Below are 24,546 nucleotides of genomic sequence, written 5' to 3'. Positions count from 1 at the left end.
GAAAGGTTTTTTCAACAAAGTAGAATTTGATTCGTGGAGTACATGGAAGTAACATTACGAAAATTAGGCATGTAGGTGTTAATGGCTAAAGAATTTTACATATCGAATAAATCTAATCACAGTTTGCCGATAATAGATAGTAGACCTGTCAATGAGAATGATATAGATGCAAGTTACGATGAAAGGGGTAATTTATTGAAGCTCAGTGGTACACAGAACTTGCACTGGAATTACCGCGATAACATCGCCTATGTTGATATTATAACTAGGCCTAGCGGGAAAAATGATAGTGAATATTATGTCTATGACAGTAGTGGACAACGAGTCAGAAAAGTTACTGAAACTTATCAGAATAATGAAACAAACTCTACTCGAGTGGAAAAAATTTACTTTGGTGATATTGAAGTTACGAGAACTTATCAAGAGAGTGATTTAAGGAAAGAGAAATATACCGTTGATGTGATGGATGATAAAAGTAGAGTAGCTCTACATCATTATTGGACTAAGGGAACACCTGATGAAACTCAAAATAGTCAAAGTCGTTATCAGCTGAGTAATCATTTAGATTCAGTGGCATTAGAGTTAAATGATAATGCTGAAATCATGACTTACGAAGAGTATCTACCATTTGGTGGGACAGCGCTGATTGCTGGTAAAGCTGCCCGCGAAGTAACTGAAAAAGAATATAGATATTCAGGAAAAGAAAAAGATGAGAGTACAGGTCTATATTATTACGGCGCTCGTTATTATGCTACCTGGTTCCTAAGATGGATAAATCCAGACCCTGCTGGGACTGTTGATGGACTTAATCTTTATCAGTTTATTGGAAGTAATCCTGTAATTTATAGAGATAAAGGTGGGAATGCTAGAAATCAAGGTGGAAATGCTATTGATTATACAGAATTTCAAGAATCATTTGAAAAGGGAGATAAAATTTACGGTTTAAGTGACGCAAGGAACTCATACATCAATGCAGTTCTACCTAATGCAAACACTACAATAGATGACTTGAATAACCAGTTTATAGGTACAGCCATGTTTGGAGTTCAAGGTCAAACAGAATATTACAATGAATTAGCAGACCTATTTGAAAAGAAGGAGGCGAGGCAGTTTAGAACTTTTATTGAGGATCATCCGAAATACGATCCAAGAAGAGCACCGGGAGTGGCTAAAGACCCTAATTTGCACCCCGGAGACGATGATTTTCCCACCGATGAAGAAATCAGAACTACAAATAGGGATGCATAGTAAGGGTGGGACGTGCTTCTAAGGCAGGTATAGAATTTACTATTAAAGAACAACTTCAAAAGGTTCATTTTGTTCTTGATAAGCTCAATTTGGGTGCAGTCCCACAAAAAGTGTCACACTACGAATTACCAGAACATGGTCTTGATGTTCAAACTATTGAAAATAAACGGCAAGAACGTGGTGGCATTCTAAAAGACATTACTGGACAGGAGTTAAGGTACCTTTATAGAAATAGAGATAATGAGCAAATCATGCAAAATGTAATTTTTCGGAAAAAAGGGCAAAGAGTAGTTCCTCCTTGGAAAAGTAGTAATCTTGTAGATGCATATAGAAAAAATCCTGATGGCACGGTTGAAAATATAGGAAAGAAACCTCTTAAAGAACTATGGGAAGGATATAAACCAAAAGAACAAAAAAGATCAGTTGCAAAAGCAGCAGCTATGAAGATACTCAGCAAATCCATGGTGGCATTCTAAAAGACGTTACTGGACAAGAGCTAAGACGCATCTATAGAAACTGGAATAACGTAAAAGATAATGTAATTTTTTGGGAAAAAGGGAAAATGGTAGATCCGCCTTGGAAAAGTAACAAGAAGGTGGATGTGTATAGTTTAAAAAGTGGCAAGTATAAGATTATAGGACAAAAAAAACTTAAAGAGCTATGGAAAAAATATATACCAAAAGCAGAAAAAAGATCAATACTCGCAAAAGCAGGAGCTAGAGTCGATAAGTTATGTGGCAGCTGCACACGTAGAGTTAGGTCTGGCTAACTAGAAAAAGAACTATAACACATAACTTTAGATATTTCGAGAAATAAACACTATTGAATTGAAATAAGGAGAAAAAACTATGACAAATAAAAACGATTCTTACCTTCGCATAGAGAAGATGGGAATAAGCGTTGAAGAAGCTGAGAAATTGCTCAGCTTTAAAAACGAAAATGATGAGTTTTTATATGACTCAGCATTTAAAATTACAGATTTATGCGAAAGTACCTTTATTGAAAAGGTAAAGGATATAATCACAGAGCAGGAAGCTAAGTATATCTACCTGAAGGCCTTAGCAAGAAGGGAATTCGTCTCTCGCTATATAGAAAACGCCAGAGAAATGACCGAACCACATTATCGAGCACTACGTGTCTGCAATATTGACCACGATACAGCAGAGAAGTGCGGTGCAATTATACAAAATTTACAAACAGGAGAATAATATGACAGAAGTAGTTGAAAGTATATTGAATACTAAAAGCAGTTATAATGATTGTGATCATTGTAGTTCAGTTTTAAGCCCAGCGGCTTATTTTGTGAAATTGATGGAAACTGTTGAAAAATATATTGAGCAGCCAACAAACGGTAAAGATCTTAAATCACGTCGTCCAGATCTCTACAATATTAAACTCGATTGCGACAATACTAACAAAGAGAAATTATATCTTGAAATTGTCAATAAGATAATGGAAGAAAATCTAGATAAGAAACTAGGTGGCAATGCTCTACAGAAGTTAGCAACAGCTAAATATCCATTTAATTTACCAGCTAATTTTCCTTTAATTAGTATACGCGCTTATCTAGAAAAACAAGGCATTACTTTAGCTGACCTATATAGGGTACTAAAACCAGAAGCTGATAACGTTGCAGAATCTTTAGGCCTTTCTCCAGAAGAATATGAACTTATTACTTCTACAAGTTCTAACTTAGGCGAAGTTTATGGTATAAGTGAAAGTGAGCTTAAAAACGTTGAAAAATTCATCGCACAAACAGGTATAGGCGACAAATTAAAATTGTTGCTTGATAGTTATAACAAAGTCAAGAAACCAGCGAAACTAAGCATCGATTCCACTAATCAGACCATTGAAAGTCTTGATAATCAAGCTCTAGGATTTCTACATCGATTTATTCGCCTTGCAAATAAGCTTAACTGGTCATTTGAAGAGCTTAGTGACGTTCTAGTTGTTGTTGGTAAAGATGAAATCAATGCAGACCTCGTTAAACAAATAGCAAGGATAAAAAATCTACAAGAAAGATTTAAACAACCCATGACTAAAATAGTTGAGTTGTATGCTCAAGCAGATATTTTATCTAAAAAACTTGAAAACCTTTCAGAGTTTAAATCTTTGTTGAGTCAAAACTACACTAAACTTCAAGATCTAGTAGTCAGTGCAAATGAGCACAGTGTAAACGGCTACAGCGCACTACAAAACATCTTAAGTGTTAGCAGCAGTGAACTAACCTCTTTGATTGAATATAACAATAACATATCGAGCCAAACTGGAAAATTGTTGCTCTTTAGGGTATATAAACAAGTCTCATTGGCAAGGTTAATAGGTGTATCAATTGCAGAATTTACACAGTTAAACATTGATAAATTGAATTTAGACAACATAGAAAATGTGGTTGAATTAAATGATTGGTTAAAAAATCATTCGATTACTACTGAACAACTAAATAAGCTGATTAGTTTTTCAGATAAGAAATTGGTAGAACAGATAAGGAGTTCATTAGATAGTTCTTCAATACTTTTACGTGAGCAGCTAAGAAAAAAAATACAAGAGTTAATTAGTCTACCAAATGACACAGATGAGAAATTAAAAAAACAAATACAGGATGAGTTAGTTGGCTTCTCAGATGAGCAATTAAAGGAACAAATACAGAATACACTAAGTAAATATTCAGGTGACCAGCTAAAGAAGGAGTTGAACCATTTATTACAGAAGATAAAAGAAGAGAATTTACATAATTTTTATAACATAATACATAAGCATATAGGTAATTTACAACCAGATATGCTGGCTGCAGTCCATGAATTTACAGATCCTCAAAAATCACAAGCATTTTCAGATGTTTTGGCAAAACTCATTCATAACATTGAAGTACTTACAAAGCTAAAACTTTCAGTAGAGGATATAAGTAATATCACAAAAGATACTTATGGCATACAGGCGGAATGGTCATTAAGTCAAATTAAAACCCTTGTGAACTACAAGAATTTAAAGGATATATTTTCTAGTGGTGGAATTACTTTACCACAATATACAGATTGGCTAAATGGAGCAGATTACAACGAAAATAAAGTTGTAGAGAAAATAGCACAACTAACTGGCTGGAATGAAGATACATTGGAAGATGTAAAAGAGGTAGAAGCACTTAAACCATGTTTTGCTAAAACACAAAACCCTATAGATTCTTTGATAAAAATTAAGTCTTTTATGGATTTAGTAACTAAATCAGGAATTAATAGCAAAGTTCTGTTATCGTTAAAGGATTTGTACAATTTGGCAGTAGGTAGTGACAATAGCGGATGGAAAAAATATGCTGATGCTGCGGAAAACCTTAAATTATCAGCAAAAAGCGAAGCTAAAGATAAGGCTGAAAAATATTTAGCAGAGCAAAAACGTGATATTCTAGCAAAGTACATGATCCATGAGTATGAGCTTAAAAACATGCGAGATTTATATTCATATTTATTGATAGATGTTGAAATGAGTGATTGCTCAGTAATTTCACCTTTAAAAGCAGCATTAAACAGTGTTCAGCTCTATATTCACCGCTCTATGATGAAGTTGGAAAAAGATGTAAAAATTAAACCAGAATTGAATGAAGAAAAATGGAAATGGTTATCTCACTACCGTGAATGGGAAGCAAGTAATAAGATAAAATTGTATCCTGAAAATTACTTAAATCCTACTTTACGTAGAATTACAACTCCAGGATATAAAACGCTACAAAATACCTTAATGCAAGGAAATATCACAGACGAGGCAGTAAGTAACGCATACATGAAGTATTTTGAAGACTTTGAAGAAGTTACAAGCTTAAAAATAGTAGATAGTTGTTTTGAAAGAGTAGAAGATAAAACTTCAGGAGGAGAAAAGAATACTTTATGTATAATTGGTCGTACACTTGCTCAGCCGTACAATTATTATTACCGTACAGCAATTTTTGATGAAAAAAATCAACAAATTCTTTATTGGACTGCCTGGGATAAGATAGGAGCATCGATTCCAGTGGAAACTGTAACTCCTATTTATGCATTTCATAGGTTATTTTTATTCTGGGTACAGCAAACCAAAAAGAAAGAAATTAATATGACAAAGTATAGCGGTGGTAAAGATTCACCGCTGTCTGAAAATGCTCACGTTACAATCAACTACACTTTTCAGAAACCAAGTGGAAGTTGGACAGCACCACAAAAGTTAGCAGATAATATTGAAGTAGATCCTACTAAAGCAGATACTAAAGTAGATCCTATTAAAGATGTTGAGAAATTACATTGGAAAAAAGTAGCAGCTTTTTATCTTAAAGAAGGAGAAGAAAGAAGTGTCATAATTTCAATGGGCGAAATCAAACCGAATAACCCATGTTTATTTATCCTTGATGAAGATTTGATTGCTAGTAAAAAGGCGCTTAAATTTTCTGAGGATATTCAAGACAACTCAGAATTAAAAAGTACTACTCGTCAGTTATTTTATGACATAGATAAAAGTAAAAAAGGGAAAGAAGGTAAGCTTTCTCTGAAATTTATTACTCAAAGCATTTTCAAAAGCAATGCAACTAATAGGGAAGGCAGTGCTGAGTCTGCTTCAGATTCATCTACTATAGAATTATTAGGAAAATTTAAAATATCATCAGCTCAGCAAGTAGTAAATAAACCTGGATGGTTTATCATCGAAGGTAATCTTGAACGTGAAAATGTTCGTGAGTCATTTTTGCTTTTTCCTAAAGAATATGATTTATCTTCAATCAGTGAACGATCAATTTACGAAGTCAATGGTGAAGGAATTAAGCTTAAGTATGACAGTAGAATTCCACAAATAGATTTAACCGATACTGAGTTTGAATTTATAAGGCTAAACATTACTGGCAGTGTTCGTAAATTACGCCAAAAAGCTTATGCTGGAGGACCAAAAAGAATCTTAACTTTAGATTCACAGAAAATAAAACAGCTTGATTTTACAAGGTTTCAGCCAGCTGATGCTGTTGTTCATTATCCACCTGATATTTTGGATTTCAGTGGTGCTTATAGTATTTATCTCTGGGAAATATTTTTTCACATACCAACACTAATTGCTTGGCATTTAAATGGAGAACAAAACTTTTCTGCAGCTCGAGAATGGTATCAGTACATTTTAAATCCTACTAATGATAAAAGTCAGGCATGGAGATTTTTGCCGTTTACTAATCGCAATGAAGAAAGCATTACAAACGATTTGGGAAATACTCAAACTATCAAAGAATTAGAAGAGGATCCTTTTGATCCATATGTAATTGCAAAGCAACGTCCAACTGCGTTTGAGAAATACATAATTAAGTCTTATGTGGATAACTTAATTGATTGGGGAGATATGCTTTTTGCTAAAAAGTCATGGGAGGCATTAAACCAGACTACTATGCTTTACGTTAGGGCTTGGGATCTTCTTGGTCATAAACCAATCAAGAAAGGAAAATTTATAGTTGAAGCTAAGACCTTTGAAGAATTAAAAAGTAACCAAGAGAGTGGTACTTTATGTAGGCTAGAAGCAGAATTGCCATCTACAAATGCACAACTGACTAGAATGCAACCTGCTCATGAGGCATATGGTATATCGAAGTATGGTTGTTATTTCTGTAAACCAGAAAATGAAGAATTTATTGGTTTATGGGACAAAATAGAAGACCGTCTTTACAAGATAAGGCATTGTTTAGATATTACAGGAAAACGTTTAGAATTGCCTTTGTTTCAAGCACCGATAGATCCAAGACAATTGATACAAACAATAAGTGGTAGTGGTTCTTCTATAACAGTGCCATCTATTGATCAGCTACCACATTACCGATTCAATTATATGATTGCTTATGCAAGATCGATAGTTGAAACTGTAGTCCAGTTTGGATCAGAGCTATTAAGTGTGCTGGAAAAAAGAGATGCCGAAGCACTTGCTATACTTTACAATAAACAAGAAGGAATAATTGCTAATTTAATTACATCAATCAAAGAAAAAGCTATAGAAGCTCTAAAAGAAGAGGCAAAAGCACTTAATGTTAGTTTAAGTAGTGCAAAAGATCGTGAATCACATTATAAAAACTTAATTGATAGTGGTTTATCAGCTGGTGAAAAGGGAGCTATAGCACTATCTAGTGAAGCGGTTGATGGAAAAACTGTAATAGCTGGCATAAGAGGAGCAGCTATTGCTGCACACTTGATACCTACAGTATATGGTTTTGCGGATGGAGCTTTTCAACCAGGTTTTTCCGTTACAGAAGGGGCAAATATAGCTGAGTCAGCAGGAATAATTTTAAATGAAAAGGCACAGATAGCCTATACAAGAGAAAGCTACAAAAGACGTGCTGAAGATTGGGAGCTGCAAAGGATCATGGCTTCTCATGATACAGAGCAGATTAATTATCAAATAGAAGCAAATAAGATTAATCAAGGCAATGCTGAACAAGATCTCAAAGCTCATAAAAAATCGATAGAGCAAATTAAAGAAAAAGAAGAGTTCTTCAAGAATAAGTTTACTAATCAAGAGCTATATAATTGGATGAAAGGACAGATAGCAATTATATATTTTCAAGCTTATAAAATAGCCTTGGAAATTGCTAAGCAAGCAGAGAAGACCTATCAGTATGAACTTAACAATAACAAATCATTCATTACTAACAACTCTTGGAATAGTTTTAAGGAAGGATCGCTTGCTGGTAGTGTTCTAAAGTTTGCACTTGAACAAATGGCAAAGGGCTATCATGATGAAAACAAAAGGACTCTTGAAATTAGCAAAGTAGTTTCTTTAGGGCAAATAAATCCTATAGCACTGCACGAGCTGAAGACTAAGGGTAGCTGTAAGTTTGAGTTAACAGAAAAGCTGTTTGATCTAGATTTTCCTGGGCATTATTGTCGTAAGATCAAGAATATAAAAATTACTATTCCTGCGGTAGTTGGCCCTTATGAAAATATTCATGCGAGCTTACAGCAAACAAGTAATAAGGTAGTACTTAAACCTAACATTGATGCAATAAAATACTTATTAGGAGAAAGCGGTTCTAGCCAGCCAGAAAATGGTGTCCTAAGAGAAAATTGGCAGCAAAATCAGGAAATTGCTCTCTCAAGGGGTGACCAAGATAGCGGATTATTTGAGCTTAACTTTAATGATGAGCGTTATTTACCGTTTGAAGGCACTGGTGCAATATCAAGTTGGCAGTTGAGTTTACTGAAAGCTACCAATAGGTTTGACACTAACAAAATTTCTGATGTGATAATTCACATTGATTATACAGCATTTAATGACGGAGGATTAGCTGATCAAGTTAAAGGCCTTTCAAAATTAAAGCATTATCATGGCATGTTACTGGTAAATTTAAGTACAACTTACCCTGAAGCATGGAAAAAATTTAAGCAAACACAAAGTGGACCTCACGAATTAAAATTCAAACCTTCTGCTGAGATCTTTCCTGCCTACTTCAAAAATCCAAAAATTGATTCAAACAAAAGCGTTAAAATTATACCTGAAGCACCAGGTGTAGAAAAAATAAAGTTGAATGACAATGACTGGAAAAAAGACACTTTTGAAGTTGCTGGTACATTTACAATTGGAAGCGAATGGACTCTCAAGATTAACAATGCTGATATTGATAAAATCGAGAAAATAGTTGTAATCATTCCTTATAGAGCAGAAATTAACTGGTAAGTAAAAAAAGCCTACTACACTTTTAATAGAAGTTAGTAGGCTTGTGGAATTCTTAAATTTTATTGTAGAGCTTGATTTCAGGCTCTACAGAGAACTGCCATAAAAAAGGGAATGTTCAAAAAAGTGTGTCAAACCGAATTTTTAGTTCAACTCAATTTTTAACCTATCAGGAAAAAAGATGTCAAGTTGAGATATAGTTAAAGCCCAATTAGGTAAAGCCATAGCCCATTTTTGCTCTATCTTTTTTATAGCACAATATACCAATTTGTACAAGGCATTTGTACTGGTAAAAGAACCTTTGGTTTTAGTAAATTTTCTAATCTGTCTGTGTAGTCCCTCGATAGGATTAGTGGTATAAATTAGCCGCCTAATTGGCCCTGAATACTTAAAATAGCTAGACAAATTTTCCCAATTATTCTGCCAAAACTAGTGGATACTTTTCACCCCATTTTTCCTCCAGCTCAAGTAAATAATTTTCTGCGATTTCTCTACTTGTAGCATGGTATATTTTCTTCAAATCATTCATGAAAACTTTTACATCTTTACTTGATACGTATTTTAGTGAATTTCTTATTTGGTGCACAATGCATAACTGTACCTCAGCATTGGGAAATACACTATTTATAGCTGTAGGGAAGCTTTTCAGACCGTCAACACAAGCTATCAAAATGTCTTCTACTCCTCTCTCTTTTAAGTCATTTAATACACCTAGCCAGAAGTTAGCTCCCTCACTTTCTGCTAAGTAAAAACCCAGTACTTCTTTTCTGCCATTTTGCTAATATATTATACATGCATTTACTTATGCAATGCCCATTCTCTTTGACCTTAAAAAACCATAAATACTATCGGGTATACTGATTGTAGGGGACGACTCCTCCATTCATTGATTATAGGCAGTAATTTATCTGTAATTCCAGATATCTCTGCTGCAGATATTTTATGGTCATAGATTTCTTCCACATAGGATGCTATATCCCTGTATCCCACACCGCTTGCAAACATGTTCAAGACCTTTGTTTCAAGTTCTGGATGTAAGCTTGTTTGCCTTTTTTTCACTATCTGTGGTTCGAAACTTCCCTCTCTATCTCTTGGTGTCAATAGTTCAAATGAACCTGCACTCGTCTTCAAAGTTTTGCCATTCTTTCCGTTTCTTCGATTCTTTCCTTCTCTTTCATTGGATAAATGATGCTCTATTTCACCTTCTAGACTTGCTTCCAGCAGCCTTTTTACAAATGGTGTTAATGCTCCATCTCTCCCCATCAATGGTTTACCTTCCCTTATTGATGACAGTATATTTGCTTCCAGCTCTTTGTAATCTACCAGGCTAGTCGTTCCATTTTCTATTTTGTAACTCATATATCAAACCTCTATTTTTTGTTTCTATTTTATTTTTATTTCTCGGTTTGACACACTTTTTTGAACATTCCCATAAAAAACTAAACACCTTTAACTTGAGTTAAATTACCTTGAACAGAAACACCTTCTAAGTAATTGCTAGGGTTCTTGTCTTTCAAGCTAAAGCTCTGATTTTCTATATAATTAGCCCTTGATAATGAAATACTTCTTTCCTTTTCATAAGGTATTTGTGGTAGCTCATTGTTAAAAGCAGTGATAAATCTATCAAATTTCTTTGGACTGAATTTGCCACCTTTTACGTTAGAACAAGATTTCTCTACATACGAGTTTAAAACCCCAGAAATTTCGTCAAATCTACCACCTACGACTTTCTTAGTAATCTCTTCTTGTACTTCTACAAAATCAATGCTTAGTCGATGCATCGATATACCACTTCCCTTTGCAGCTTGTTCTATAGCTTTTTCAAATGCCTGTGTAATATTCAATGCATAACCTAACACTTCCAATTGAGAAAGAGAGGCACCTTGAAAAGAAGGATATTTCTCCCCTGTAAATCTCCTCACAAAGACATCTAACAATGCTATTGTTCCATTAAAATCAATCTGAGAGATTGTTGTTTTTGTACTATCTTCAGATTCATAAGTTGATTGTTTTTTAGGAGAAGTGCCATAATCTACTTGAATATTATTAGTAAGCAATGACGTAGTGCTTTTAAAAGGAATATTACCTATAAACTCACTTGCAGAATCTTTAATCCAAGCAATATAATCATTTATCCATGAAGTTATCCTAGTTGAACCACTTGCAGCTGAAAATTCTTGCTCATTTGACACATCACGACGTTTACGAGAGGTTTTTGGTGTTAAAAAATTAATAACATCTGTGTGATTTTTGTCCTTAGCAATATCCAATGGTTTTTTGCCATATTTATTTTTAGCATTAACATCAGCTGTGTTGTTTACAAGCAATTTAACTACTTCGAGCTTACCTTCTCCAGCAGCTACATGTAACGGAGTGTCTTTGCGATTACGACTTTGAGCTTCAATATCAGTACCATTAGTTTTGATAAGAAAATCAACTATATCAGAGTTACCCTTTTTAGCAGCTTCATGCAAAGGAGTCCAACCTTTATTATTTCTAGCATTAACATTAGCTCTTTCTTTTACAAAAAGCTTAGCTACGTCTAGCTTGCCTTTACTTGCAGCCTCATGTAAAGGTGTCCAACCTCTATAGTTTCTAGCATCAACAGTAGCGTTTCTTGCAATGAGAAGCTCAGCTATGTCTTTTTTGTTTTCTTGAGCAGCAAAATGTAAAGGAGTCCAACCATGGTTTTCTTCTTTAGCGTTAACATCATCTTCTATGAAAAGGTTAACTATTTTTAATGAGCGGTGTTTCACAGCCCAATGTAAAGGTGTTACTTCATCTAATTCAGCTGATTTTCTTACAAGGAGTTTTATTATTTCCGTATTATTATATTCATCAGCTAAATCTAAAGGTGTTTTGTTACCTTTGTTTTTAGCTCTTACGTTAGCACCATTGTCAATAAGAATCCCAGCTATGTCTGACCAACCATGAATTGCAGCATAATGTAAAGGTGTCCAACCTTCATTCGTTTTAACATTAATATTTACGCCTTTTTTCAGGAAAAATTTTACAAGATGTGCTTGATTAAATTGAACAGCGGCATGTATAGGCTCTCTACCATTATACGCTTTAGAATTAATATTAGCACCTCGATCAAGAAGAAGCTGAACAATTTCTGAGTGACCTTTCATTACAGCATAGTGGAGTGGTGTCCACCCATCTTTATTGTCTTTAGCTTCAATGTTAGCCCCATTGCTAAGAAGAAAATCTACTACAATTTTGTAACCTCCCTCAGCAGCTAAGTGTAGAGGTGTCTTATTATCTTTATCTTTATCTTTAGCTTCAACCTCAGCACCTTGCTCAATAAGATTTGTAACTTTATCAAGATCTCCCTGTGCTGCAGCAGTTAATAATTCTTGGTTTAAATTTTCTTCTCTCGATAAAAAATTTACTATATCTGTATGACCTTTTTCACGAGCTAGGTCTAAAGGTGTTTTATTATCTTTATCTTTAGCTTCAATGTTGGCCTCGTGTTCAACAAGGAGCTTTACCACATCTAGTCTACCACGGTAGGCAGCCATATGTAAAGGTGTCTGATTGATATTATCTTTAGCTTCAATATCAGCATTATTTTTAACCAAAAGCTCTATTATATCAAAGCTAGCCTCAAGATCCCAAGCAACCTTATGCAAAGGTGAATAACCATTACTACCCTGAATATTAACATCAGCTCGCTTTCCTACAAGAAATTTAACAATATCCCATTTCTTAGAAGACACAGCGAGAAACAAAGGAGTTTCGCTATGATTGTTCTTAATATTAATCTCAGCCTCTTTTTCTATAAGCTTTTCCACTATTTCTGAATAACCCCTTATAGCGGCCCAGTGTAAGGAAGTTCCTTCAAAATTGTCCCTAGCATTAACATTGGCTCCCCTAGCTATAAGACTTTCAACCTCAGTAGAATTTCCTTGTTTTGCCGCTTCAATTAGTTCAGAATCTAAACTCATCTTGCCTCCTATATTACAAATTTAACATTAAGAAATATAAAAGCATTTAAGTCAATATATTTTTTGACATGTGATAAAAATTCTCTATGAAAATGTAAACTTGCTATGACAAGTAAGTTTTTCACCTTAATTTCTGCATAATCTCTTAAACTTCAATTCACGTAATTGACTCACCTCTTTAATATTGGCCAAGTTAGTCAATGTGCTCTCAAGTTATAGATTTACAAGAAAAAACTTGGGTACAGGTAAGGAAAGTGAAGGAAAAAGACTTGAGAAAGTGTAGAAGACCATGCGCGTCAAGTTAAGAAAAAGTGGCATAAGGAAGAAAGGAAATAAAAAAAACTATTTTAGATATTAAGTTAGTAATTTATTAATTCTTTATAAATAAGACACCTACCTTAAATGGTTACTATATTGGGCTCATTTTCTTAACTTGACGGATATGATTTATTTAACATCCCCTTTGAAGCCTGTATTAGCAAGAGCTTTAATTACTAAATGAACAATATCGCGCAATGTTTCATCTTTAATTTTTCTATATTCTCTTACTAATCTTGATATTTCTTCGCTGCCTACATCGCTACGAAAGGCATTATCATGCAAGTCTTTAGAAGCTTTGGTGAAAAAATATGACATATCAACTGACAAAGCTTCTGCCAAATTATACAGCCTATCAACTATAAGCCTTACCTCTCCAGTTTCATATCCTTGTATATGCTGAAATGAAATTCCAAGCTTTTTTCCTAAGTCCCTTTGGCTAAAACCACACATTAGCCTTCTTTTCCTTATTCTTTCACCTATTTGTTTATCAATAGGGTGTTGTTCAGCTTGCACAATCATTTGTTAATATCTTAATTTATATATCAAAGCAATACTAACTCTCATTGTAACCTTGAGAAAAAGATTTTACTAACGTATAAACTACACTACGCAACCTTTTGCTCTTAATTTCGTTATATCCTTTGACTAATTTTAGTATTTCTTCATCGTAACTTTCATGTGAGTCGGCGTGCATATCAGTAAAAAAATCAGCAACATCGATCGATAGGGCTTTTGCTAAATCATATAATCTACTGGCCAAAACACAATTTGAACCATTTTCGTACCTTTGTATCTGTCTATACGAAACACCTATTCTTCTGCCCAACTCGGTTTGTGTCAAACCACAGTATAACCTAAATTCCTTTATTTTTTTACCTAATTGCACCTTTTATCCCTTACTCAAATTTACAACAAATTTTATGAAGTGGAAAAACAGTCAACAAAAAAATTGCTTCAATAATTTCTGTCTTTTGCTAATTAAATTATGTAGCGTTATATACCTTTTCTCAATTTCCCTCATCTCTTTTTCTCGTTCTGCAATGCTATTTCGTATTACTTCAGCCGAATATCTGCTTTTACCACTTGCAAACTCTGATCTTAATCTTCTAACCTTATATTCAAGCTCAGAAAATCTTTCATGCTGCTCGAGAAGTTCTATCATGTGACTGATTTCAGAACTTAACTTTTCTTCCTCTACATCTCTCACAATAAAAGAAAGCAGAAGCTTATCTATTTGGTAATCAATATTTGGTTGAGCAGCAAATAGATCCATCATGGCTTTTACGTCAGTGGGATTTGCAACTAATAAGCTAAAATTACTACATAAAAAACTATAGAACTTTATCGTCTTCTCAAGATAATTTTTCATATCTTGTGATAATTGTAATTCTTTGTGAATTCCTGACAGCAATATTTTTAATTCTTCCAAGTATTCTACATCAAAATTACCTACTTCTTGAGGTAGAAGGATCATTAGCAGCTTTTTTACAAGCTCAACATCATTTGATTTTACTGCATTATAAAGAGCTTTATCCTTATCTTCTTTTAAATCATAAAGCTCCGACGAGTTATCTATGCTGAATAGATATTCAGTATTTCCTTGAGGAGAGTAGATTAAAATGTCCACTTCTCTTAGCGGGTGGTCATCATTAAACTTTTCTAGTAACTGCTTATCGGTAGTTTCCTCTATTGCTACAGCAGCTTTACTGATCTTTTTCAGTTCAGAAACATTATCTCTTGAATTTTCAAGTATGTCTTTAGCCTTGTCTAGCAACTGCTCATATAGAATTATTTTTTCTTCATCATCAAGTAGCTGACAATGCTTCTTCAACTTTTCAGTGGAGTAAGACAGGAGATCCATTTCTTTCAACTTTACAATCACAATACCCTATTTTTGTTGAAACTGAAATAATTTTTACAAGATGTGTTTTTGTAGTGTAAATGCCCGTTAAATTTGTTATTATAATCTACAGTAAATCAATAAGTCGTATAATATTAACAATTAAATAATATTTATCACGATATATTAGTTAAATAATGTGAGGGTTACAATGAAAAAAATAAATGGTAAAAAATTGTCTAGTAAAATGTTAAAAGCAGTAGAGCGAATAGCAAAAGAAGGGTTATTACCTAATTTTATAAAAGCTGCTCCAACAGCAAATAAAAAGATTAGTAAATTACCTGTCTTAACATATCCTGAGGAGCTCAATCCATTTCGATCAGCTTTATGCAAGATAAGGCTAAGAGAATATGAAAATATGAAACTAAATGAATTCTTGGAAAAAGCTATTGCATCTGAAAATATAGACAAATTAAGTAAAATCGTCGATGAAGCTTTGGATTTAGGAATAAGAATCAATGCTGCCAATGAAGATGGCTTTAGTTTTTCTAACGTTGTAATGTTTAAGATGTATCGTGATGAATTCAAAGGAAATAAACAAGAAGATATAATCAGAAAATTAGCCTTACATGGAGCAGATTTTAATGTACAAGTTGATAAGAAAATAACTGAAATTCATCAAAAGATGCAAAAAGAAATTGAGCCACAAATATATAGTAGGCTCAAAAAACTCAGGGAAGTTGGAGAGAACGCTACTATAGAAGGAACTGTTGAAAATGTAGAAATTGATAATAAGACCTTCTATATGGAATTTTCACATAGCTGCATAGTTGATGTTGCCAAAGTTGTAGAAGGTGCAAAAAATTTGGGCTTAAGTAAAGGAGACTTAAATCTTGGCGGTAATATCATAAAAATAGGTGATGGTGAAGTTGAAGTCAAAACTGGCAAAGACGGTAAAAGAAATTACGTAGATATATCCGATAACAGCGGTTTTGCAGTCACATTTTATACTAGCCTAGGAGAGCTAAATTTAATGGTATATCATGACACAGCAGACTATAATCAAGTACAAATTGAGGTGGAAGATGAAGAAATGTGGAATGAGTTGCAAAAAATAGGAGAAATCGTAGGACAGGGGTGTTTGCTTGGTGGAATGTCTGTTAAAGAAGCAGTAGAAAAAGGCAGCTTTACTAGATGTGGAAGGTGGGGAGACCAAAGTTCTAAAAGCAGTGAGACTTTTTCTTGGGTGAATAAATTAAAAGACAACAAAACGACATCTGTAGGACGTTCTTGATTGGTGGCTATGTTTCACATAGCCACTTGTCTATCAGAAATAAATAGTAAACAATTTAACCTTTACAAAGTAAAGTAGTTTTTAAAACTTAATCAAATTTACCATAAATAATTTACTTTAATTAGGATTGCTTGTAGAAGTGTTTTATATTATAAAAAATACCTGGACTTTAAAATTTGTATTATTTGTTAGCAAGAGCCTTTATCACTGAATGAACAATATCACATAGTGTTTCATCTTTAATTTTTCTATATTCTCTTACTAATCTTGATATTTCTTCGCTGCCCACATCGCTACGGAAGGCATTATCATGCAAGTCTTCAGAGGCTTTGGTAAAAAAATATGACATATCAACGGACAAAGCTTCTGCCAAATTATACAGCCTATCAACTATAAGCCTTACCTCTCCAGTTTCATATCCTTGTATATGCTGAAATGAAATTTCAAGCTTTTTTCCTAAGTCCCTTTGGCTAAAACCACACATTAGCCTTCTTTTCCTTATTCTTTCCCCTATTTGCTTATCGATAGGATGTTGTATGGTCATTTTACGTATCAGGTAATATTAGCTATGTATTATCACTTTGAGAAAAAGATTTTACCAATATATAAACTACACTACGTAACCTTTTGCTCTTAATTTCGTTATATCCTTTGACTAATTTTAGTATTTCTTCATCGTAACTTTCATGTGAGTCAGCATGCATACCAGTAAAGAAATCAGCAACATTAATCGATAGGGCTTTTGCCAAGTCATACAGTCTACTGGCTAAAATGCAATTTGAACCATTTTCGTACCTTTGTATCTGTCTATATGAAACACCTATTCTCTTTCCTAACTCAGTTTGTGTTAAACCACAGTATAACCTAAGTTCCTTTACTTTTTTACCTAATTGCACCTTTCATTACTAATTTTAGCTGTTCAAGCTTATATTGAATTTTTTAATTTATGAAGTAGAAAAAAAGAAGGAAAGCTAGAGAACTTTCCTTCTTTGATTTATAGCATACTATAATAAACCACTATCATAAAAACTAAAATGGCTCTTCTGTGTTACGATTATATGATCTATTAATTTCATTCCTACATTTTCACAGGTTGCAGCTAATGTAAGTGTGTTATCCTCATCCTCCTTTGATGGCTCTATATCTCCACTTGGATGATTATGTGAAATTGCAACAGATGCTGCGTCAATCAGTAATCCCTGTTTTATTATTTCCCTCACATACAGAGGTACTCTGTCTATAGTTCCACAGTCTTGAATATACTCATATATTAAATGACCACTTCGATCTAAGTATACCACTCGTAAGCTTTCCTTTCGTGACTGCCCTATTGCTGCTTTAAAGTATTTTAGTAGCTCTTCTCTATTATCAAGAATTGACAATTTTTTTAACTTACCTTTCAGTATCCTATCAAAAATCTCTTTCAGACAAAAGATATTTGCTATTGCTCCATCATTCATTCCTGTAACGTTTTTTAGCTCATGAAAATCAGCATTAATTACCCTTCCTAAACTACTAAAGAGCTCAATTAGCCTTTTTGCCACTTCTCTTCCTTCTGCATATCCAGACAGAGTACGTTCTAGTAGCTCGTGATCCAATAAAGACCTGCCTCTGCTTGATAGAATACGAGTTTCCAATTTTTCTTTTCTCTCATTATTATTCATAAAAACCTCCAAGGTCAACATTATATACAAATTCAACGCCAGCTTTCTGACGCAGTAGTTCTCGAGGAATAACCCTTTTGAACTCTAAATTCGCAATGTTGTCCTTGTTGCTTTCTTCATCTTTTGCGTAAAATTCCATATTCAGCTTTGCTTCTACTTCATTTTTTGTTGCAGGACTATTAATTAACCTTGCAGAAAGATCACTAACCTCTTTTTTTAACCCATTCACTTCATCTTTCGTTACAAAATTCTCTGAAATTCTATGAACTTTTTCTTCTAGATCACTAAACCCGTATTTATTTTCTTTATCCTTTCCATCTTCTAATTCTTCTTTAATTGGAGTTAGCTTATTTTCTTCTTTCCTTAACCCTTTATTCGGCTCTTCGACTTCAGCTTTCGAGTTTTCTTGAGATTTTTTATTTTGTTTAATCATTTTATATGAAAACACAATTACTACTGCAGAAAGCGCAAATAAAATAAAAATAACAGGGGGAGCTATATTTAAAGCTGCAACTGAAGATAAAAATGCAACGTAAGGAGCTACAGCAAAAACTCCAGATGTAATTAATGTAAGGGAAGCAATAGCACCAGCTATAAAAAAAGTTATATTAGCTCTATTAGACATATTTTAGCTTATAAACAGTTAATTTATAAATAATACATTTAAAGAGTACAAGCTTTTCATAGTAAAGCAAGACTAACTTAAGGCATCCTTAATCAATCTATGATCGAGGTATTATGCAGTATTAAGATATAAGATGGTATGTTGTATTTTTAATTCAGTGTTCTTTTTCTTTCATTCCAGGGTACTGGAATGATAGATGCTATGATAAGAAATTCAATAACTTAAAGTAGGTAATTAAAGCCTCTAATTAAGATCTAAATCTATAGTTATTATAAGCAACACTAAAGAAGTGCGGAAGTAAAAATTTACGAAAGAGCATTATGTATACATATGCTTTGTAGATCTACACTTTGCCACCCTTCTGTTAAGCTTTGCCTCCCTTCTGTTAAGCTTTGCCTCCCTTCCATTACGTTTTGTCGCTCTTTTATTTCTTTTATTTCGTTATCGAATTTTGACATTAGATATTTAGCATAACCAGATGTTAATGCTGTTGATGCAGATACAGCTATTGCTGCCGTAACAGATGTTAATGTAATTTCCATTGTCTCGGTTATAAAAAGCGTCGATGTTACAAAATTCCCTAACATGGCAACTAAGCCACCAACAACTACACTACCTTGAACTACTTTATTTTTTAAAAACCCTTTTATACTCTCTACCATATCTTCTTGGTGATTTATAATGGCATAATACAAAGGAGTTTTCTGCAAACTATCTTTTTCATAAACATCTGCACCTCTGTCTAGTAGAGCATCTACTATCTCTAAATAGCCATTTTTAGCAGCATAATGCAAAGGAGTACTACCATTTCTATCTTTTACATGAACACTTGCGCCTTCAGCTAACAGAGCATCTACTACCTCTATATGGTTACTTAAAGTAGCATAATGCAAAGGAGTACTACCACTTCTGTCTTTTACATTCACATCAGCACCTGTTTTTAGTAGAACATTTACTACATCTATGAATTTATATATAGTAGCATAATGCAAAGGAGTACTACCACTTCTGTCTTTTACATTCACATCAGCACCTGTTTTTAGTAGAACATTTACTACATCTATGAATTTATATATAGTAGCATAATGCAAAGGAGTACTACCACTTCTGTCTTTTACATTCACATCAGCACCTTTTTTTAGTAGAGCATTTACTACACCTACACATCGACTATAAACGGCATGATGCAAAGCAGTCTCTCTATTTTCACCTTCTACATGAACATCCGCATGCCTATCTAATAAAACATTCACTAAATCCTTACAGCCAGCTGCTGCAGCTGCAATTAATAATGTAAATTCGGCATCAGGATCACTTTGGATGAATGTATGATTTATACTAAAATTTTTATTTTCCCACTCTTGATACGCTATTGTATCTTCCCTTCGCAATACCTCTTTTATTTTATTAATTACGTTATCTTTATTTACACTTGCATCTTTATCAATTGCACTTAATATCTTTTTCAGATTTTCAAAATCCATCTTTACCTCCTATAACTTTACGTTGCAGTTACTACACAATTACAAACAAAAGTAAACACATTTTTAGGAATTATTTAAAAAAAGAAACCATTGAAAAAGTCAGTGATTTGCAATAAATAACTGATCCATTTAATTGAAAGAAATATGTGATGTAACTATAGTCATTATAAACAACAATAGAAAAAACACGGAAGTAAAAAATTTATATTGATCTTATCATATTTATTATTAGCATAATTATAAACATGGGAAAGCAAATACAAGTCAACTTATCTAAAAAAAATAGTGAGAGGGTCTTATCTGGCGCAAAATGGATGGCCAACCTTAGTGAAAATTATTTTGCATCATTGAATAATAACAGCATTAAACCAGCCAGCTCTATAAGAAAACTAATAGAGGCTTTTTTACTTGTTCCAATTATTACATCCAGTGCTATTACACTAGCATGTACCTATTTTTTTCTGAATGCAGTGAGTATTCAAAAATATGATTGCAGCTTTGAATAAGGGAAAAATTATGGCGCCTATGATTTTTGAAGGCTATTGCGATACAGACGTTTTTAATAGCTAGTTCAAGCTTTTTGCTGGGTGATTTTGGATAATGCAACTTTTCATAGAAAATAAGTGACTTTGTTAAAAGTGTCGGTGCTGAAGTTATATATCTGCCTCCATATTCTCCTGATTTTAATCAAACCATTGGTTTGTTATAAAAAATTTAGCCAGAAAGAATATTCAGCTATTCGAACTATTAGAAAAAGAGCTATAATTATAGACTCCGTATACACTATAACTAGACTTTTTTTTAAGAGGAATGATACAGAAGTTAGTACTAAGACACTAAACAGTTTTCAAAAATGAAAATTATACCTTAAAGCTGATTTTCATACAGTTCTTGCAAGCGATAGCACTCTCACTTCTCTTGCACCAGAGTTTAAAATTTCCTGAGAGCAAGACCTTGCGGTTGCGCCAGTTGTTACTACATCATCAACCAATATCACGATTTTGTTTTTGATAATTTCGCTGTTACTTACTTTAAAAGTATTTTTCAAATTTTTTTCACGCTGTTTAAGTGAAAGACCAGCTTGAGGTTTGGTGTGACGAATACGTTTTATTGCAAATGGTGTATAAGATAAATTAGATAACTTACTTAATTCCTTCGCGAGCAATGCTGCTTGATTATATTTACGTTTAAATAAGCGTATTTTATGTAGCGGTATGGGAACTATGACCTCTGCATTTTGAAACATGTCTTTGTTAGCTTTGTACATCCACTTTGCATAGACTTTCACATAATTTAAATTATCAAAAAATTTAAAATTTATAATCATATTTTTGCTATGTTCATCATAAGCAAAAACTGATCTTAATACTTTAAATGGTGAAGGGTTACTGATGCATTTACCACATGTATCAATGTTATCTGGAATTACTACACCACAAACATTACAGTAATGCTTAGTTAAAAAATTGATTTTTTTATTGCATTCACTACATAAATCATAACTTTTATCAATTATACGTTCACAACTTACGCATACGTTTGGAAATATGAGATCTGTAGCTTTTTTTAATAAGAGAAGATTCATGAATTAAATATGTTAGGTATACCTTTTAAAATGCTCCTCATAACCTAATTATTAAGAAATAGTCGATACTTGATCCAATAAATATGTTTTAAGATACTTGCCTGTAACGCTTTTTGGAGTCTGTGCAACTTTTTCTGGAGTTCCTACAGCAACCACTTCGCCACCTTTTACTCCACCCTCTGGACCAATATCTATTATGTAATCAGCAGTTTTTATAACATGTAAATTGTGCTCAATAACTATAACAGTATTTCCTAAATCAACTAGCCTATGGAGTATTTTCAGTAAATTATTTACATCTTCAAAATGTAACCCAGTTGTTGGCTCATCGAGAATATACAATGTTTTCCCGGTAAATCGCTTTGATAGTTCCTTAGACAGCTTTATTCGTTGTGCTTCACCCCCGGACAACGTTGTTGACGACTGTCCAAGCGTTATATAGCCAAGCCCTACTTCCTGTAAAGAAATCAACTTTTCCTTTATCATTGGAAGATTTTCAAAAAAGTCACATGCTTGATCTATTGTCATATCAAGCACATCAGAAATTGATTTTCCCTTGTAAGTAACTTCCAATGTTTCTCGGTTATACCTCTGTCCTCTACATTGCTCACATTTCACATAAACGTCCGGTAGGAAATGCATCTCGATCTTTAAATGCCCATCACCTTTACAAGCTTCACATCTTCCTCCCTTGGTATTAAATGAAAATCGGCCTATATTGTAACCTCGTGCCTTCGACTCTGGGAGACCTGCAAACCAATTTCTGATGTGAGTAAACATACCAACATATGTTGCTGGATTTGATGCTGGGGTCCTACCAATTGGCGATTGATCAACTTCTATAATTTTATCTATATACTCAAGGCCTTCTATTTTGTCGCATTGACCATGCCTTGCAGATGAATGATTTATCTTGTGTGCTGAGTATTTATATAATGTTTCTATCACTAAACTTGATTTCCCTCCTCCTGATATTCCAGTAACACAAATAAAATTCCCTATAGGAAATTCAACATTTATATTTTTTAAGTTGTTCTCACAAGCATTAATTACCTTTATGAACTGAGTTGTTTGCTTTCTTCTTTTTGAAATTGAAATTTCCTTCTTTCCACTTAAATACTGTCCTGTTATGCTTTCTGAATTTTTTTGTACCTGATCTGGTGTTCCTTCTGCAACGATTTTTCCTCCATTCACGCCAGCTCCAGGACCAATATCAATCACATAATCAGCAGCCATTATTGTGTCTTCATCATGTTCAACAACAATCACAGTATTACCCATGTCTCTCAGATTTTTAAGTGTGGTAATTAATCGATCATTATCACATTGATGAAGGCCAATTGAGGGCTCATCAAGCACGTATAGCACTCCTGTTAAACCAGAGCCAATTTGCGAAGCAAGCCTGATCCTCTGGCTTTCACCACCAGAGAGAGTGCTAGATTCACGGTCAAGTGTAAGGTAATTTAGCCCTACATTCTTTAAAAATGTCAGCCTTTTGATTATTTCGTTTAATATTTTATTTGAAATTTGCCTTTGTTGTTCTGTAAGTTTGTCTGATAAATTTCCAAACCACTTAAGGGATTCATCGATGCTGAGCCTTGATATTTCACCTATATGTTTTTCGTCAATTTTCACTGTAAGTGCTTCTTTTCTCAATCTATAGCCAGCACATTCTTTGCAGTCAGTAACAGAACAATACCTATCAATAAGTGATGCATCGTAATCCATCTGGCGTTCTAGGATACTGACCAAACCTTGAAATTTCATTTCTCTAGAGCCAAAAAGTATTAAATCCTTCACTTTTTGGTCTATATTCTTCCACGGAACATCAAGGCTAAATTTGCAATTTTCAGCCAGTGATAGAATTGCATTTTTTAGCAATCCATAGTTTGTATGCACTTGACGGAACATTGATCCAATTGGCTTTAAAGCACCTTCAGATATCGAGAGCGTTTCGTCTGGCACTATTAGCTTTGCATCAACACTTAGTTTTTTACCGAGCCCACTGCATGAACTGCATGCACCGTAGGGGCTGTTAAAAGAAAACAATCTTGGCTCTATTTCTTCAAGAGTAAAGCCAGACTCAGGACATGCAAAATTCTCTGAGAAAGTTAAAGTTTGACCATTTTTATACTCGGAATTGTGGTTATCAGGTAAGTTCACTATTTCTGCATACATTAAGCCATGGCCCAGCCTCAATGCTGATTCTATACTGCCTGGTAGTCGATTTCCTATATCATCTGACATGGAGATTCTATCTGCAATAACAAAAATATCATGTTTCTTGTTTTTGTCGAGTTTAGGCAAGTCATCTATATTGTATGTTTCACCATCTATTTTTAGTCTCACGTAACCCTGCTTTTTAATTTCCAATATCTCTTTGAAGTGCTCTCCTTTTCTGCCACGCACAATAGGAGCAAGTATATATATTTTAGTTTCTAAAGGTAATGCTATAATAGTATCTACAATTTGAGATACAGCCTGTTTCGTTATTGGCAACCCAGTTACAGGCGAATAAGGTATTCCCACTCGTGCATATATCAAACGTACATAATCGTAAATTTCAGTAACGGTTCCAACAGTTGATCTTGGATTTTTTGAGATCGACTTTTGATTAATTGATATTGCAGGAGAGAGGCCTGTGATTGACTCAACATCTGGTTTATCTTGAATATTAAGAAATTGACGTGCATAAGCCGATAGACTTTCGACGTATCGGCGTTGGCCTTCTGCATAAATCGTATCGAATGCAAGGCTAGACTTACCAGAACCACTTAGTCCAGTTATAACAACTAACTTATTTTTTGGTATATTGACATCAATACCCTGCAAATTATGCTCTCTTGCACCTTTAACTCTGATCATACTTCATGTACCTT

General features: G+C 33.8%; 18 protein-coding genes and 2 pseudogenes. 8 read left to right on the top strand and 12 right to left on the bottom strand.

The features are described 5' to 3' along the window. The first annotated feature begins 81 nt into the window (after window positions 1–81). The 5 genes from ACE38P_RS07775 (at window position 82) to ACE38P_RS07755 (ending at window position 8,907) form a co-directional block, all read left to right on the top strand. The gene (locus ACE38P_RS07775) at window positions 82–1,248 is read left to right on the top strand and encodes an RHS repeat-associated core domain-containing protein (protein WP_374699522.1); all 1,167 of its coding nucleotides are present in this window, start codon (window positions 82–84) and stop codon (window positions 1,246–1,248) included. Between the two features lie 5 nt (window positions 1,249–1,253). Then, the gene (locus ACE38P_RS07770; protein WP_374699521.1) at window positions 1,254–1,724 is read left to right on the top strand and encodes a hypothetical protein; all 471 of its coding nucleotides are present in this window, start codon (window positions 1,254–1,256) and stop codon (window positions 1,722–1,724) included. Between the two features lie 86 nt (window positions 1,725–1,810). After that, window positions 1,811–2,017 carry a hypothetical protein gene (locus tag ACE38P_RS07765; protein ID WP_374699520.1) on the top strand — a complete coding sequence of 69 codons (207 nt, stop codon included), beginning with the start codon at window positions 1,811–1,813 and terminating at the stop codon, window positions 2,015–2,017. A 79-nt stretch (window positions 2,018–2,096) separates the two neighbouring features. Continuing rightward, window positions 2,097–2,456, top strand: coding sequence for a hypothetical protein (locus tag ACE38P_RS07760; protein ID WP_374699519.1), 360 nt, complete (start codon window positions 2,097–2,099; stop codon window positions 2,454–2,456). A 1-nt stretch (window position 2,457) separates the two neighbouring features. After that, entirely contained in the window at window positions 2,458–8,907 is a 6,450-nt protein-coding gene (locus ACE38P_RS07755) for a neuraminidase-like domain-containing protein (RefSeq protein WP_374699518.1), read from the top strand. Window positions 8,908–9,048: 141 nt separating this feature from the next. Here the strand turns inward: ACE38P_RS07755 and ACE38P_RS07750 are convergent. From ACE38P_RS07750 to ACE38P_RS07730, 5 genes and pseudogenes are all read right to left on the bottom strand, one after another. Further along, a pseudogene (locus ACE38P_RS07750) lies at window positions 9,049–10,263 on the bottom strand (IS256 family transposase). Window positions 10,264–10,343: 80 nt separating this feature from the next. After that, entirely contained in the window at window positions 10,344–12,854 is a 2,511-nt protein-coding gene (locus tag ACE38P_RS07745; protein ID WP_374699517.1) for an ankyrin repeat domain-containing protein, read from the bottom strand. Between the two features lie 447 nt (window positions 12,855–13,301). Continuing rightward, the gene (locus tag ACE38P_RS07740) at window positions 13,302–13,694 is read right to left on the bottom strand and encodes a helix-turn-helix domain-containing protein (RefSeq protein ID WP_374699516.1); all 393 of its coding nucleotides are present in this window, start codon (window positions 13,692–13,694) and stop codon (window positions 13,302–13,304) included. 34 nt (window positions 13,695–13,728) lie between these two features. Next, entirely contained in the window at window positions 13,729–14,061 is a 333-nt protein-coding gene (locus ACE38P_RS07735; protein WP_374699515.1) for a helix-turn-helix domain-containing protein, read from the bottom strand. A 51-nt stretch (window positions 14,062–14,112) separates the two neighbouring features. Continuing rightward, complete coding sequence (locus tag ACE38P_RS07730) at window positions 14,113–15,036, bottom strand: hypothetical protein (protein ID WP_374699514.1); 924 nt, start codon at window positions 15,034–15,036, stop codon at window positions 14,113–14,115. Between the two features lie 190 nt (window positions 15,037–15,226). On the opposite strand from ACE38P_RS07730, the gene ACE38P_RS07725 reads away from it, so the two are divergent. After that, the gene (locus ACE38P_RS07725) at window positions 15,227–16,309 is read left to right on the top strand and encodes a hypothetical protein (RefSeq protein WP_374699513.1); all 1,083 of its coding nucleotides are present in this window, start codon (window positions 15,227–15,229) and stop codon (window positions 16,307–16,309) included. A 181-nt stretch (window positions 16,310–16,490) separates the two neighbouring features. Here ACE38P_RS07725 and ACE38P_RS07720 read toward each other — a convergent pair whose 3' ends face one another. From ACE38P_RS07720 to ACE38P_RS07700, 5 genes are all read right to left on the bottom strand, one after another. After that, window positions 16,491–16,853 (bottom strand): helix-turn-helix domain-containing protein, encoded by a 363-nt coding sequence (locus ACE38P_RS07720; protein WP_374699512.1) that lies wholly within the window; start codon window positions 16,851–16,853, stop codon window positions 16,491–16,493. A 22-nt stretch (window positions 16,854–16,875) separates the two neighbouring features. Then, window positions 16,876–17,205 carry a helix-turn-helix domain-containing protein gene (locus ACE38P_RS07715; RefSeq protein WP_374699511.1) on the bottom strand — a complete coding sequence of 110 codons (330 nt, stop codon included), beginning with the start codon at window positions 17,203–17,205 and terminating at the stop codon, window positions 16,876–16,878. A gap of 108 nt (window positions 17,206–17,313) precedes the next feature. Further along, window positions 17,314–17,973, bottom strand: a complete 660-nt coding sequence (locus ACE38P_RS07710) for a RadC family protein (RefSeq protein ID WP_374699510.1) — start codon at window positions 17,971–17,973, stop codon at window positions 17,314–17,316. Continuing rightward, on the bottom strand, window positions 17,966–18,598 hold the full coding sequence (locus ACE38P_RS07705) for a hypothetical protein (RefSeq protein WP_374699812.1): 633 nt from the start codon (window positions 18,596–18,598) through the stop codon (window positions 17,966–17,968). The genes ACE38P_RS07710 and ACE38P_RS07705 overlap by 8 nt, the downstream gene beginning before the upstream one ends. Window positions 18,599–18,903: 305 nt before the next feature. Then, window positions 18,904–20,082 (bottom strand): ankyrin repeat domain-containing protein, encoded by a 1,179-nt coding sequence (locus ACE38P_RS07700; RefSeq protein WP_374699811.1) that lies wholly within the window; start codon window positions 20,080–20,082, stop codon window positions 18,904–18,906. A gap of 245 nt (window positions 20,083–20,327) precedes the next feature. Here ACE38P_RS07700 and ACE38P_RS07695 point away from each other — a divergent pair, with 245 nt between their 5' ends. Both ACE38P_RS07695 and ACE38P_RS07690 read left to right on the top strand, forming a co-directional pair. Further along, entirely contained in the window at window positions 20,328–20,588 is a 261-nt protein-coding gene (locus tag ACE38P_RS07695; RefSeq protein WP_264375494.1) for a hypothetical protein, read from the top strand. Further along, window positions 20,566–20,847: pseudogene (locus ACE38P_RS07690) on the top strand (transposase); the annotation flags it as partial. The gene ACE38P_RS07695 and the pseudogene ACE38P_RS07690, both read left to right, overlap by 23 nt. A gap of 115 nt (window positions 20,848–20,962) precedes the next feature. On the opposite strand, the gene ACE38P_RS07685 reads toward ACE38P_RS07690, so the two are convergent. Together ACE38P_RS07685 and uvrA are read right to left on the bottom strand one after the other, a co-directional pair. Beyond that, on the bottom strand, window positions 20,963–21,667 hold the full coding sequence (locus tag ACE38P_RS07685; protein WP_010405036.1) for a ComF family protein: 705 nt from the start codon (window positions 21,665–21,667) through the stop codon (window positions 20,963–20,965). A gap of 51 nt (window positions 21,668–21,718) precedes the next feature. After that, on the bottom strand, window positions 21,719–24,532 hold the full coding sequence (uvrA, locus tag ACE38P_RS07680) for an excinuclease ABC subunit UvrA (protein ID WP_374699810.1): 2,814 nt from the start codon (window positions 24,530–24,532) through the stop codon (window positions 21,719–21,721). Window positions 24,533–24,546 lie beyond the last annotated feature (14 nt).

Origin of the sequence: Wolbachia endosymbiont (group A) of Limnophora tigrina (assembly GCF_964263225.1) — a bacterium.
GTDB lineage: Bacteria > Pseudomonadota > Alphaproteobacteria > Rickettsiales > Anaplasmataceae > Wolbachia.
This window is presented reverse-complemented; position numbering and strand designations above follow the sequence as displayed.